This is a genomic window from Bacillus sp. SG-1, assembly GCF_000181495.1.
Lineage (GTDB): Bacteria > Bacillota > Bacilli > Bacillales > Bacillaceae_B > Rossellomorea.
In genome coordinates, this window is record NZ_ABCF01000005.1 from 32,007 (window position 1) to 45,866 (window position 13,860).

Here is a 13,860-nt window from a genome sequence, read left to right on the forward strand (position 1 = left end):
AAATATAAATTATTATATAGACCGTTTACTTTGTCAAGAATGAAACCTGATTCTTAATTTTTTCAATGATAGTCATAGACTTTAAGCCATTTAGCCTTGTTAAGTGATTAAACTATTGAAAAATTAAGAAAGATTTTCCTCACACAACTAAAATAACAGAAAACGGTATTTTTCTCAAAAGAGAAGGTCTCAAATGATAAAAAACAATACTTTCCTGCTGTGACAATGTAAATCAATTCACATTACACTTATACCCTGTAGATAACACCTCCCCAAAAGATAAAAGGTTCTTTTCTTCAGGAGGAGTCATTATTTTCTAATTCTTCCCTCATCTGTTTTTCTTGATCCTGCACTGAAATCCTGTTGATCTGGTCAATCAGGAAGTGATTCATGTAATCGAATTCCTGACATCCAGGATCCTTTTCTTTTTCCATAAAGATTCTCCTTTATTCAGACATTCAAGATAGCTTCATTTTTCCCTGGATCCCACTGAGTATACAAAAGAAATGAGCCTAATTTTGGAGACGAGGGAAAGGCTGTTTTCAGGGTCGTGCCGCTATACCTGTAGTTTAACAACAACGGAAAAAAGGAATAGATACTAGAGCCCAAGGTTAAAATAAGCGGAGCAAAAAGCGTAGATAAGAAATTTTCCATGATAGATCAGTTCTTTTTTGACTTTTGAAAAATTTATTAGCATTATATAGAAGTAAAGGGGAGTAGCTGTACAATAAATGTCGTCATCACGAGGGACAACCTCCGGCTTTATTGGCAATTTACATTGTTAGCCAGACCTTTACTGCAAATACTTTGGTTTAGAGGAAGGAGAGGTATTTTGGAGTCGATCTGGCTTGAATATGCTTGGGCATTATTAATTTTAATTGGTTTGGAAGGATTACTTTCTGCTGACAACGCACTTGTTCTCGCGGTTATCGCAAAACATTTACCGGATGACCAGAAGAAAAAAGCAATCAGCTACGGAATCATTATGGCGTTCGTTTTCCGGTTTGGAGCGCTTTTCGCCATTTCATTTATCGCAAATGTATGGCAGGTGCAGGCCATCGGAGCTGCTTACCTGATTTACCTTGGAGGTAAACACCTGATTACCGCCAAATTCGGTAAAGAAAATGAGAATATTGAAGAGGAAATAGAAGAGGAAGCAAGAGGGAAAGGCTTTTGGCCGACAGTTGGTAAAATTGGTTTAGCCGACCTTGCGTTTGCCATTGATTCTATCCTTGCGGCTGTTGCCCTAGCTCTTGGCTTGCCTGCTTCAGGCCTTGGTGACTTTGGAGGCATGGATGCCGGTAAGTTCATCGTCGTCGTCCTAGGAGGTATTGCCGGACTGGTCTTAATTAAGTATGCAGCCACATGGTTTGTACAGTTACTTTCGAAACGGCCGGCTTTGGAAACAACAGCTTATGCGATCGTGGCATGGGTGGGTGTGAAGCTAGCTGTCATTACCCTTGCCCATGAGGACATTGGGGTACTTGATTACCATTTCCCTCATAGTGCAGGCTGGACGATTACCTTCTACGGAATCTTAATAGCGATTGCACTGCTTGGATGGTTTGCTCCTGCTAAGGACTCATCTCCACAAGAAGGTAATGAATAATTTTCATTAAGAAACGGACTCTGACTAAAGGGTCCGTTTCTTGTTTCACGTGAAACAATTTCTGTATGGATCTTCATTTGTATTCTTGCTATCCGAATAAGATAGTTATTTTCTCTCCAGTTGCCCGTCACGCTGTGCTGAGTACTGAAATCGGACGTCCTGCAGGAGATCGCACATTTCCGCTGATGTGGAAAGCTGGAAGAAGATTAAACCATAATTTGAAAAGAGGGGCCGGTATAACGGCCTCTTTTCTTTGGCCTCATCAGAAGCAGCTGACTGCAAGTTCTATTAGTCCGGCAGAAATCATATTATTTTGTCATGTAACTAAATAGCTCTATAATATATATTAAGTAACATTATGGAGGATTTCTATGGAGTTTGTTGAGCCAATCAGAGATGTGGAAGATATTATCAAAATAAAAAAATGGTTATATCAACATTCAAAGAGAGACTACCTATTTTTTATATTTGGAATAAACACGGGGCTGCGCATAAGTGACCTGCTTTATGTAAAAGTGAAAGACATCCATAAAGAAGGTACGGTAGAAGAGTTTTTTGCTCCGCCGGGAACAGATACGGCCTTTTACTTAAATAAGATCGTCAGACACGCATTGATAGACTACCTGAACAACTGTCTATTGGACGAAGAGGACTACCTGTTTCGATCCAGGAAAAACAATCAGCCCATCACCCGCCAGCAAGCCTACCGTATTATCAATAGAGCGGCACAGGAAGCAGGAATAGAGGGGAAAATAGGCACCCATACACTACGGAAGACATTTGGATATCACGCTTATAAAAAAGGAATTGCCTTATCCATCCTGCAGAACATCTTCAATCATTCTACACCATCAGACACCCTGAACTATATTGATATTGATCCATACACTGAAGGTCCAATTAAAGTGGACGTGAATTTATAAGACTATCGTTAAAAACTTTGTTGCTGACTGAATTTCAAAAGTATAAGCAAAATTCACAGAGAAAACCCTTATAAGTCGAGATGCTTTCCCAGAAAATCCGCCTCTTGTGATCTTCCGAAAGCAGCAACCTATACGAAAAGCCATCTATACAAGAAAGAGGTGAGAGTCACAACCAATATGGAAGAATTATTGGTAAACTCAGACTATTTTATTCTGCTGACCGCTTTGTTATTGTGCGCAGGGGTTATAACCACCAAGTTTTCAACCCGCCTGGGAGTCCCGGCCCTTGTTCTGTTTATATTAGTTGGAATGATTACAGGAAGTGACGGTTTAGGGTTCATCTATTTTGATAATGCACGGCTTACTCAGATGATCGGTGTACTTGCCCTCATTATCATCCTCTTTGAAGGAGGACTCCAAACAAAGATTTCTACAGTGAAAGCAGTAGCGAAGCCAGCTTTATCACTTGCTACAGCAGGTGTTTTGATTACCACCACCGTTGTGGCTGTTGCTGCTAAATTGATTTTGGGGGTTTCCTGGCTTGAGGGATTTCTGTTTGGTTCAATTGTGGGGTCCACTGATGCAGCGGCTGTCTTTGCTGTGTTGAAGGGTAAGAACGTCAAGGGGAAACTCGGTTCGATCTTAGAAGTTGAATCTGGAACCAATGATCCAATGGCTGTTTTCCTGACAATCTTTTTTATAGAATTATTGACGGTTGATAAACCCGTCTACTTCCTATTAGCCGGCTCGTTCTTTTGGCAGATGGGGATAGGACTTCTGCTCGGAATAATTATTGGAAAGGCAGGATCTTTCTTTATTAACAGAATCAACTTGGACTCCAGCGGTTTATATCCTGTTTTCACTATGGCATTCGCACTGTTGGCATATAGTATCACCGACCTTTTAAATGCCAGCGGCCTACTGGCTGTTTATGTGGCGGCAATGGTAATAGGGAATAAAGAATTGACCTACAGGCATTCAATCTTTAAGTTTAATGAAGGATTTGCGTGGATGATGCAAATATTGATGTTTGTCATCCTGGGATTGCTCGTCTTTCCTGCACAGTTGTTTACTTGGGAAGTTGTCGGAAAAGGATTATTGCTTTCTGCCATCTTAATTTTCGTGGCAAGACCGATAGCTGTTTTTGTTTCTATGATCAAGATGAACTATCAGCTGAATGAGAAGATATTTCTATCATGGGCTGGCCTCCGGGGTGCTGTTCCGATTGTCCTTGCAACCTTTCCGTTGATTGCGGGATTGGAAAATTCCCAGATGATCTTTAATGTCGTCTTTTTCGTCGTATTGACCTCAGCCTTGATCCAAGGATCTACCATTTCCAAGTTTGCAGCAAAACTGGGATTAACGGGTTCCACTAAGGCGGAACCTGCCCATTCACTTGAACTGATATCCATAGGAAAAGCAGACGCGGAGATCCTGGAAGCTGAAGTGAATGAGGAAATGCCGATTGTTGGCAAGAGCCTTGCAGATATCTCATTTCCAAAAGACGTCTTAATCAACGCAGTCATTCGCGGTGCCGACCTGGTTACCCCTTATGGAGAAACGGTCATTCAAAAAGGTGACATCCTGTATATCCTTGTTTCAAGAAACAGCAAAAGGGAACTGAAGGAAATGCTACACATTAATGAATAATGGAGGAGTAGAAGTTGAACGATGAATCCATAAAACAGCAAATACAAACAGAACTCAAACATCAGAAGTTAAGTACAAAGAAAGTGATTAAACGAACCTTTTTCATTCTATTAGGTGCTATATTAATGGCCTTGGGAATTGAAGTATTTTTGGTACCGAACATGATCATGGATGGGGGAATTGTCGGGATCTCGATTATTCTATATAATCTCACCGGCATAAAACTTGGTGTATTCATTTTCCTTTTGAATATCCCGTTTTTCTTTTTAGGCTATAAACAGATTGGAAAGACATTTGCCATATCGACTGTTTTCGGGATTGCGGTTCTTTCGCTTGCCACCAACTATCTCCATACGGTCGCGGCATTTACACAGGATGTTTTGCTTGCCACCGTGTTTGGCGGAATCGTACTGGGTGCAGGAGTGGGGCTGGTCATCCGTTTTGGAGGGGCGCTGGACGGAAGTGAAATCCTCGCAATCCTTTTGAATAAAAAATTTCCTTTTTCAGTTGGCGAGTTCATCATGCTGTTCAATGTATTCATTTTTGCCTGGGGTGGTTTTGTGCTCGGCTGGGACAGGGCAATGTATTCGGTTCTAGCGTATGTCATCGCCTTTAAAACAATTGATATTGTTATAGATGGATTTGACGAATCAAAATCCGCCTGGATCATCAGCGATAAAGACCGGGAAATCGGCGATGCCATCCTTGCCCGTTTGGGGCGCGGTGTCACGTACCTTAAAGGAGAAGGCGGATATTCAGGGGATGATAAGAAAGTCATCTTCTGCATCGTGACGAGACTTGAGGAGGCCAAATTAAAATCCATAGTCGAAGAACTTGATCCGACGGCGTTCCTGGCAGTAGCAGATATTAATGAGGTCCGCGGAGGAAGGTTTAAGAAGAGGGATATCCACTAAGAAGGAACATTTATAATTGCTGGAAACAAAGAAAAGAGGCTGGGCAAATGCCCAGCCTCTTTCAGGACGGCTCTTTTTTAGAGCCCTGTCAAAAACAAGGCTGCCCCAACATATTTTTTTGCGAGTGATTGATAATAAGCGGATTGTACAGTAAGAGCAGAGGCTATCAGGACATTCAGAACGATGTCTTGGTTTTCTTTACTCAAACCGTTGAAAAGAGGTATTAATTCGAGGCACTCTTCTTTAATTATTTTGTCGGTACATCCATTCAGCGACCTGTGGGAGGTATCTATAATGCCAGGTTTTGTATGGTGATGCAATTTATCAAAAACGGATGCATAGGCGGAGTATAGATCTACTGGACTAACCATGTCATCAGTCCGGTCTTCGGGGTTGTTGAATATCAACGTCAGGAGTTTTCGTATTGATTCAAAGTCCAAAGCGGCTTTAAGGTCCTCGACGATAAAGAGGATTGCGGCCTGGTCAATTGTATACTTCCTCCCAAGTTGGGGTGAACCTATCAGCTCTTTAATATCCCGTTTCACCCAATTTTGGACAGCGCTTGGTGATAGGTTGGTAAATTCTATCTGGTTTCCCAGGGAAACGATCTCATTAATAGAGAATCCAAATTCCACGCTTTCTGTTTTAAAAAATTTTTGAAATATGGACGGCATTTCTGTTGAGATAAATGCTTTTAATGCTTTTCCATTCTTCATTTCTTCTTCATGGGCGGAGGACCATGCTTCCTGCAGCACCATCAAAGGTGTAATCTCCGTTGAGCGATTTAATGAGGAAAGTAAATCGGCCATATTTTTTCTGGATAGTTTGAAGGCTTCCACGTTCTTCACTCCTGCCCTTCCAAATTTTCTCCAATGTCCCTTTATCGTAATGGTTGAGAGGGCTTCAGTCAATCCTTCAGAGTCATAAGGACGGCAACAGTAGTGGTTTGCTGAAGAAAGAATAAGATTGATATTCAAATGAGAAAATCGTATAATAGGTTCATATACAAGTTCATTTGAACTTGAAAAAGCGAGGGAGATACAATGGGTAAACGAATTTTCTATTTTCTTTTGACGAATATACTCGTATTGCTAACGATTAGCATTATCTTCTCTGTCACAGGAGCAGGTAATTATATTGATCCTCAAGGCAACATCGACTTAGGAGCGTTGCTTGTATTCAGTGCCATTATTGGTTTCTCTGGATCATTCATTTCACTGGCTATGTCCCGTTGGATGGCCAAAAAAATGATGAATGTAAGGGTATTGGATCCGAATAAATCTTTATCAGCTCATGAACAAGAGGTAGTTGAAAAAGTTCACCGCTTGTCCAAGGCGGCTGGCTTAATGCATATGCCTGAAGTTGGTATCTACGATTCACCAGAAGTAAACGCCTTTGCTACAGGCCCATCAAAGAAGCGCTCCTTGGTTGCTGTTTCAACAGGACTGTTGCGTGAAATGGATGACGATGCGGTGGAAGGTGTCATTGCCCACGAAGTTGCACATATTGCAAACGGTGATATGGTAACGATGACCTTACTGCAAGGGGTCGTCAATACATTTGTGGTTTTCCTTGCGAGAATTGCAGCCTGGATTGCATCCCGTTTTGTAAAAGAAGATATGGCGCCAATCGTCCATTTCATCGCCGTGATCGTATTCCAGATTGTCTTTTCGATCCTCGGAAGCTTAGTTGTCTTCGCCTATTCCCGTCACAGAGAATACCATGCTGACAGGGGCGGGGCAGACCTTGCCGGGAAGGATAAAATGGTGCATGCCCTGCGTATGCTGAAAGCTTACTCCAACCGTGTTGTTGAGGAAAGGGATACAGCCGTCGCAACATTAAAAATCAGCGGAAGAAGAAAATCCCCTATTTTCTCTACACATCCTGATTTGGATGACCGCATCAGCAGACTGGAAGGCAGATAATAATCTGTGCAAATGTTTTAAAAAAGAAGGACACCCCTGGTAAAATGTAAGTAGTTCACTTTAGAGGTACAGACCATAAAAATTTATAGTCTTTAGCATACGAATCTGCACCATTATTCGTATGCTTTTTTTATGGATTTTTACAGCATCTCTTGTTTCTATAATCGCAGCACTGAATTACAGTACTTTGATTTACGTGGGGAATTCACATGGGAATGGTATAAATAAATCTTAACGAATTATATCCATTATGGTTAACTGGTTCTTAGCATTTCACACTGATTGAAAAATGATAAAACAAGCCCTTCATTAGTTGGATAAATCTTATACCTGGCACCCTCCACAATAAATCAAGGACCATAAAAGTTTTCTTACCATGAGCTTATATAATAAGGGAAGAAATGTCCCTTATTAAAGAAAAGTCGAGAAAAATAGGTCAAATAGGGTAAGAGTTTTCCGCTATTAACTTAAAAAACATGAAAATGGGGTTACTGAGCATGTTTAACGGAAGATTCTTCCCTTATTTACCTCTTCCCAGCTAAATTCTGCAGTTTAACGGAAAAAATTCCCCTTATTTTAAGCACCTTTCCTCTTCCCTTGGTGACTTTCTCAATTAATGGATTTATTATGTTTTTTTATTACAACATCATTGTAAAAAGGAGTGTCCTTCTTTTTTTAGGAAGGGAGAAAATAGTGAATATTTAAGCGTTTGACTAAAGGTTGGATTTGTAAGATAGTTACATATATCACGGTATTTAGGCGGTGAGACGATTGAAGGAATTTTATACTCATTTCAATAAAAAGTTATACTATGGCGTTTCCTTAATGATTATTATCCTAATGGCCTCCGGGTTATTGGTCGCGAATCCAAGGAAGGAAAATTTTGATACAGGCTATATGCTGCATGCAGCCCTTGTTGTCCTTCTGGCCCTATGTTTGCTTCTGTATCCAAAATTTGAGGGCCGGATTTTAAGAATCTTACTGATATTAGTGACGACTGCCTATTTTTATCTTCTGTTTTTCATTTATCCTGAAACATGGTCGACGTTTATTTTCCTCTGCTTTATACCAGCTATATCCATCCTGTTTTTTGATAAAAAGCTATTTTATTTTTCTATAATTATGAATGGGATTCTTATCAGCTTGACCTTTAGTTATATTTATCTCGTTGACCAGGGGAAGAACTACGCTCATATCGAAATGGATATGATAGGCAATATTATCAATTTTATCGGCAGCCAAATGATCATCTCTTTCATTTTCTATTTAACCAATGTGCGGATTCAAAAACAGCGCGTGTATTATGAACAGGTTCAGAATGCAGAGAGGCTGAAAACAACAGGACAACTGGCTGCTGCTGTTGCCCATGAAATCAGGAATCCCCTTACGGTCGTAAAAGGTTTTTTACAATATTATGTAGAAGATAATGAATTGAATAAACAATATAAGAGGAACTTTTCTCTTATGATAGACGAATTGGATACCGCTGAACATGTGATTTCTCAGTTTCTCTCAATTGCTAAACCTGAGAAGGAAAGTAATTTGAGCAGAGTGGAAGTGCAGGTGGTATTGGATGATGTGACAGAGTTATTGAAATCATACGGACTGCTCCATGATAATCATATCGACTTGCAAGTTCAGGAAGAGTGTTATGTATTTGCGAATTCAATTGAATTCAAGCAGCTGCTCATCAACCTGATTAAGAATGCGATTGAAGCATCTCCACATGGGTCCACGGTTCTGGTAAAAGCAGAAAAGAAAAAGGACAGGGTGGAAATCATAGTGGAAGATAAAGGCCAAGGGATGTCGAAGGAAGAAATCAGCCTTCTGGGTACCCCCTTCTACTCTTTGAAAAGCAGAGGGACCGGCCTTGGATTAATGATTTGCTATAACATTGTTGAAAAATATAATGGTACCATTCAATTTACCAGTCAATTGGGAGTCGGAACCACTGTCACCCTTCGCTTCCCTCGAGTAAAAGAAAAGGAGTAATTCAATGAACGCGAATTCGCAGAAAAGTATCATTGAGAAGTTAAATTTAAACAAATTCTCATCTAAAGCCATTCTTAATATCCCGCAAGACGTTAACGACTTTGAAGAGCTGGTTTATGACTCGGCTGTCAAGGAAGAACAGTACGACCTGGTGTTTACGTTTGTTTTCAGCCTGGAGGAGTTCAATGAGGTTTTGAAGGAAGCTGTGAATAAACAGCTGATCAAGGATAAAGGTTATTTATATTTTGCCTATCCCAAGAAAAACAACCCCGTTTATGATCAGTATATAGAGCGTGACAGTCTCTATAATCAAGACCACTTTAATGAAGAAGGCTTCGCTCATGGAAGCAACTTGAAGTTTTCAAGGATGGTCAGCTTGAATGAGGTTTTTACCGTGATCGGAATGAAAGCACAGCCTCCAAAGAAAAAAGCTGCCATCAAAAAGAGCCAGTGTGTGGATGACTACATTGAGAACATAGGGGATCTGAAGCAGTATTTGAGAAACAACGTGGAAATATTGCAGGCCTACAATGACTTGACTTACGGCTACCAAAAGGATTGGGCCCGTTATGTCTACAGTGCTAAGAGAAAAGAGACTCAGGAAAAACGACTGCAGCAGATGGAAGCGGTCTTAGCGGAAGGATATAAGTCGATGGATTTGTACAGACAGCAGAAAAGATAAGTAATAGAGAGGCAGGTCCTTTAAGGCCTGCCTCTCTATTTTTGTTATGCAAACACTTCGCTCCACAGAGATGCTTATTACCTTCTATTTCCATATAAAAGGTTATCCACGTTTCAGCTGTCCCCTTTAAGCGAGGACATGGGGCTCATCCATAAGTGTTGCGTCCTTTTCTGTTAGCGCTTCAAAAGCTAGCTTAATATCTTTCACCTCAAAATAGAGCTGGCTTGCGTGAACTTCTCCCCATTTACAGGCAGCGAAAGCATTAGGCGAAGTCCGTTACTCTCAGAATATGAAGAACTCTAACCTCCAATCGGTCAGTTACATACGCAGATAACCGATACAGTATGAAAATGAGGAAATGAGAAATAACAGGTTGGAACATATCGAAAAGAACAAAAAAAGAATAATTGGAAACCTTGGCGTTAGAAGGATACTGGATTGTGCTAGTTAATGAGCTGTGAAGGGGAATGAAGGCGCATTCATAACCATCTCTTAGGATTTGTATATCTAACATGGGTAAACTGATCTCTATGTTGAAAATTGCGAAATTTGACGAAATATGAAAGCTACAGGTGTTTTTCTATTTGTTCAGATTATGATTTAATAGATATTTGTACTAGGTACATAGGATTATTTATTAAAGTAGTAAAGGATTGATGCAAATGGACAGGTCCGTTTTTAGGATCTCGGTAGGAATTTCCGTTGTTTTTGTCCTAATTGGGGTGTTGTTACCTGAACAATTGGGATCGGCAATGGACGTAGCAAAAGGATTTGTACTAGAGAATTTCGGCTGGTTTTATCAGCTGGTCGCCACCTTTTTCCTCATATTTGCCGTGTTTATGATTTTCAGTAAATATGGAAAAATCAAATTAGGAAAACAAGATTCACAACCCGAATTCAGCAGACCGACCTGGTTTGCTATGCTATTTTCGGCCGGAATGGGAATCGGTTTATTGTTTTACGGCGTTTCTGAGCCAATTTCCCACTTTTCTTCACCACCTTTAGGAGATGGCGGGACGGCACAAGCGGGAATTACGGGAATGCGATATACCTGGCTTCATTGGGGATTGCATGCCTGGGCGATTTATGCAATCGTTGCTTTGGCACTTGCGTATCAGAAGTTTAACAGGGGTGCGCCTGGATTAATGAGCGCCACTCTTCATCCTGTAATTGGTGAAAAGGTGAAAGGCCCAATCGGTAAGACAATTGATGTTGTCGCCGTGTTTGCAACATTATTTGGCGTTGCTGCATCATTAGGATTGGGATCTCAACAGATTAACGCTGGACTGGAGTATCTGATTGGAATTCCGAACAACTTCTTTGTCCAGTTCATCATTATGATGATCATTACTGTACTTTTCATTGTTTCAGCGACTACAGGCATTTCAAAAGGAATCAAGTTATTAAGTAATATCAATATGTCGTTAGCTGTCATATTATTTATTGCCATGCTTATACTTGGTCCTACGTTATTCTTGATGAACATGTTTACCACCACCATGGGCAGCTATTTGCAAAATGTCGTTCAAATGGGCTTGCGTTTATCTCCCTTCAATGCGGATGAAGCTGCATGGACCCAAGGCTGGACTGTGTTCTATTGGGCTTGGTGGATTTCGTGGACTCCATTTGTGGGAATGTTCATTGCGCGTGTATCAAAAGGACGTACCATCCGTGAGTTCACGATTGCGGTCCTATTAGTTCCAACCCTTGTCTGTACCTTGTGGTTTACTGTGTTCGGCGGAACGGGAATAAACCTTCAGATCGCCGAGGGCTTGGATGTTTCAGGCCAAAGCTTAGAAACGGCTCTATTCTTTACCTATCAACAACTACCGTTCGGAGCGCTTCTATCGGTGTTGACTGTGGCACTGATTACGACTTTCTTCGTCACATCAGCCGACTCAGCGACTTTTGTTCTTGGAATGCTCACAACAGGCGGGAAATTAAACCCTGCTAACAGTGTTAAAGTGGTATGGGGTATTATCCTGGTCGCATCCACACTTGTGCTGATGGCGTCCGGTGGTCTGACAGGACTGCAGACAGCAATCATCGTAAGTGCACTTCCGCTTACATTTGTCGTGCTTGTCATGTGCTATGGATTGGTCAAGGAGCTTGGAAAAGAATATGACATGCAAATGAATCATTTTAAAACGAAGGAAAAGAAAGCTGAGGAAATTTCTCATTTGGAGAGAAAACCAAAAATTACACCTTAGCTAACCCAGTTTTTAGGATTGTATTTAACTAGTCAGAATACGAGAACCAACTGGTTCTGCATTCTGACAATAGACACCCCCACCCCGACCTTATGAGCGGAGTGGGGGTTTGTTTAAATCAGTGTTTACGTATCAAAATCAGCTAATGGAGAAGGAGTACTGCAACGGGGACGCACCGCCTGCCACGTGAAGTTGTGCGCATGCAGCGAAATCAATTATTTCTAATAACCACTCCAATTTTTGACTAGGCAGTACCCAATTTAAATATACAAAAGCTTATAGGCATGGTCTATATCTTAAACTTCGTCTACAAGACAAAGCACTGTTCCTAATAGTAGAAACAGTGCTTTGATTGGATACTCTTCTGTTATTTTTATTTACGTTGTGAACGGACTTCTTTTTGAATGTCTTTGAAGAAAGACACGCACATTAAAATCATAACAACAGCAAATGGCAGGGCTGCGATGATCAGCATGTTCTGTAAACCTTGCGTTCCGCCAAAATAGACCACGACTGCTGCGATGGTTGATTGAATCAATCCCCATCCAATTTTCACTGAGTTACCAGGATTCAACTGTCCGTTTGTGCTTAACATACCTAGCACGAAGGTAGCAGAATCTGCGGAAGTGATAAAGAAAATTGCTATGACAAGAATGGTGAGAACAGACATGAAGAATCCTAATGGATACTCTGCGAGTACACCGAATGTCGATGTTTCCAGGGTAAGTTCAGAGATCGCCGCAGTTCCAAGTTGTTCCAGCTCAAGAGCGGAGACACCGAAAACAGCGAAGAAAACAAAACATACGACGGATGGAAGCAGTAAGACACCGAATAGGAATTCACGAACTGTACGTCCTTTAGAAATACGGGCGATAAAGATTCCCACGAATGGCGCCCAGGAGATCCACCAAGCCCAATAGAAGATTGTCCAGCCGTTGATCCAGCTGCGATTATCCTCATTTAATGGAGCCAGTCTGAAGCTCATATCAAAGAAATCCGAGATGTATCTTCCCAGGGTATCGGTGAACATATTGAGGATATACATGCTTGGTCCGACAATGAATAGAAGAATCAGCAGAAATAGCGCTAATCCCATATTAATATTACTTAAGTATTTGATTCCTTTCCCGATTCCTGACCAGGCAGACCAGATGAACAACACGGTTGCGATGGCCAGTACAAGGATTTGAACAGTAAAGTTATTCGGAGTCCCAAATAAGTAGGAAAGTCCGCCTGTGATTTGGGCAGAACCGAACCCCAGGGTTGCAGCGACACCGATAACTGTTGCAAATACAGCAAGTACGTCAATGATTTTCCCAAGTGCCCCTCTCATCATCTCTTCGCCGAATAAAGGAGTAAGAGTGGCACTGATCAAGCCGGGAGCCCCCTTATTAAACTTGAAATAAGCGAGAATCAGTCCGACAATTCCATAGACTGCCCAGGCATGGACGCCCCAGTGGAAAAAGGAATATTTTAACGCTTCTTTTATTGCTTCGTTTGATCCTTCGTCACTCATAGGACTGCTGATAAATGCGTGCGAAATAGGTTCTGCAGTTGTCCAGAAAACAAGACCAATCCCCATTCCGGCACTAAAGAGCATGGCAAACCAAGAAGTTTTGCTAAACTCGGGCTCGTCATCCTTCTTTCCCAGTTTTAACTTACCAAATTTAGAAAACATGAGGAAAACACAGAAAAGAAGAATGGCGATAACAATCAGCAAGTAGAACCAGCCAAAATCACTTAAAATACGGCCAGTTAGATTAGAAGAAAAGTTATTCAAATTCTCAGGAGCAACAGCTCCCCAAATGACGACTATCAAGGAGATAGCCAAAGCATACCAAAATACATGTGTCGCTTTACTCATACTTCACCTCTCAAAAAAATTTAGAGTTTGAGAGTATCCAACTCTATTATTATAACATAATATTCGGAATAGCGCTTCCAATCCCAGAGTA

At 41.1% G+C, this 13,860-nt stretch carries 11 protein-coding genes; 8 read left to right on the plus strand and 3 right to left on the minus strand.

Annotated elements, in window-relative coordinates:
- Positions 1 to 296 precede the first annotated feature (296 nt).
- Positions 297 to 434 (minus strand): hypothetical protein, encoded by a 138-nt coding sequence (locus tag BSG1_RS20770; RefSeq protein WP_006836019.1) that lies wholly within the window; start codon positions 432 to 434, stop codon positions 297 to 299.
- A gap of 398 nt (positions 435 to 832) precedes the next feature.
- Here BSG1_RS20770 and BSG1_RS05855 point away from each other — a divergent pair, with 398 nt between their 5' ends.
- The 4 genes from BSG1_RS05855 (at position 833) to BSG1_RS05875 (ending at position 5,096) form a co-directional block, all read left to right on the plus strand.
- The gene (locus BSG1_RS05855; protein WP_006836020.1) at positions 833 to 1,609 is read left to right on the plus strand and encodes a TerC family protein; all 777 of its coding nucleotides are present in this window, start codon (positions 833 to 835) and stop codon (positions 1,607 to 1,609) included.
- A 371-nt stretch (positions 1,610 to 1,980) separates the two neighbouring features.
- The gene (locus BSG1_RS05865) at positions 1,981 to 2,532 is read left to right on the plus strand and encodes a tyrosine-type recombinase/integrase (protein ID WP_006836022.1); all 552 of its coding nucleotides are present in this window, start codon (positions 1,981 to 1,983) and stop codon (positions 2,530 to 2,532) included.
- Positions 2,533 to 2,709: 177 nt separating this feature from the next.
- Positions 2,710 to 4,182 carry a potassium/proton antiporter gene (locus BSG1_RS05870; protein ID WP_006836023.1) on the plus strand — a complete coding sequence of 491 codons (1,473 nt, stop codon included), beginning with the start codon at positions 2,710 to 2,712 and terminating at the stop codon, positions 4,180 to 4,182.
- A 29-nt stretch (positions 4,183 to 4,211) separates the two neighbouring features.
- Entirely contained in the window at positions 4,212 to 5,096 is an 885-nt protein-coding gene (locus tag BSG1_RS05875; protein WP_044022500.1) for a YitT family protein, read from the plus strand.
- Positions 5,097 to 5,173: 77 nt separating this feature from the next.
- Here the strand turns inward: BSG1_RS05875 and BSG1_RS05880 are convergent, their stop codons facing one another.
- Positions 5,174 to 5,935, minus strand: coding sequence for a DUF1836 domain-containing protein (locus BSG1_RS05880; RefSeq protein ID WP_044022484.1), 762 nt, complete (start codon positions 5,933 to 5,935; stop codon positions 5,174 to 5,176).
- 204 nt (positions 5,936 to 6,139) lie between these two features.
- Here BSG1_RS05880 and htpX point away from each other — a divergent pair, with 204 nt between their 5' ends.
- The 4 genes from htpX (at position 6,140) to BSG1_RS05900 (ending at position 11,905) form a co-directional block, all read left to right on the plus strand.
- Positions 6,140 to 7,021, plus strand: a complete 882-nt coding sequence (gene htpX / locus BSG1_RS05885; protein WP_006836026.1) for a protease HtpX — start codon at positions 6,140 to 6,142, stop codon at positions 7,019 to 7,021.
- A gap of 762 nt (positions 7,022 to 7,783) precedes the next feature.
- Positions 7,784 to 9,013 (plus strand): ATP-binding protein, encoded by a 1,230-nt coding sequence (locus tag BSG1_RS05890; RefSeq protein ID WP_442852153.1) that lies wholly within the window; start codon positions 7,784 to 7,786, stop codon positions 9,011 to 9,013.
- Positions 9,014 to 9,017: 4 nt separating this feature from the next.
- Entirely contained in the window at positions 9,018 to 9,695 is a 678-nt protein-coding gene (locus BSG1_RS05895) for a YdeI/OmpD-associated family protein (protein ID WP_006836028.1), read from the plus strand.
- A 656-nt stretch (positions 9,696 to 10,351) separates the two neighbouring features.
- Entirely contained in the window at positions 10,352 to 11,905 is a 1,554-nt protein-coding gene (locus BSG1_RS05900) for a glycine betaine uptake BCCT transporter (RefSeq protein WP_006836029.1), read from the plus strand.
- A 373-nt stretch (positions 11,906 to 12,278) separates the two neighbouring features.
- On the opposite strand, the gene BSG1_RS05905 is transcribed toward BSG1_RS05900, so the two are convergent.
- Positions 12,279 to 13,769, minus strand: a complete 1,491-nt coding sequence (locus tag BSG1_RS05905) for a glycine betaine uptake BCCT transporter (protein WP_006836030.1) — start codon at positions 13,767 to 13,769, stop codon at positions 12,279 to 12,281.
- Positions 13,770 to 13,860: the final 91 nt, after the last annotated feature.

What these genes read in the sequence shown, in the direction of transcription:
- BSG1_RS20770 (WP_006836019.1), bottom strand. Translation starts at nt 434, where the DNA reads ATGGAAAAAGAAAAGGATCCTGGATGTCAGGAATTCGATTACATGAAT.
- BSG1_RS05865 (WP_006836022.1), top strand. Translation starts at nt 1,981, where the DNA reads ATGGAGTTTGTTGAGCCAATCAGAGATGTGGAAGATATTATCAAAATA.
- BSG1_RS05870 (WP_006836023.1), top strand. Translation starts at nt 2,710, where the DNA reads ATGGAAGAATTATTGGTAAACTCAGACTATTTTATTCTGCTGACCGCT.
- htpX (WP_006836026.1), top strand. Translation starts at nt 6,140, where the DNA reads ATGGGTAAACGAATTTTCTATTTTCTTTTGACGAATATACTCGTATTG.
- BSG1_RS05895 (WP_006836028.1), top strand. Translation starts at nt 9,018, where the DNA reads ATGAACGCGAATTCGCAGAAAAGTATCATTGAGAAGTTAAATTTAAAC.
- BSG1_RS05900 (WP_006836029.1), top strand. Translation starts at nt 10,352, where the DNA reads ATGCAAATGGACAGGTCCGTTTTTAGGATCTCGGTAGGAATTTCCGTT.
- BSG1_RS05905 (WP_006836030.1), bottom strand. Translation starts at nt 13,769, where the DNA reads ATGAGTAAAGCGACACATGTATTTTGGTATGCTTTGGCTATCTCCTTG.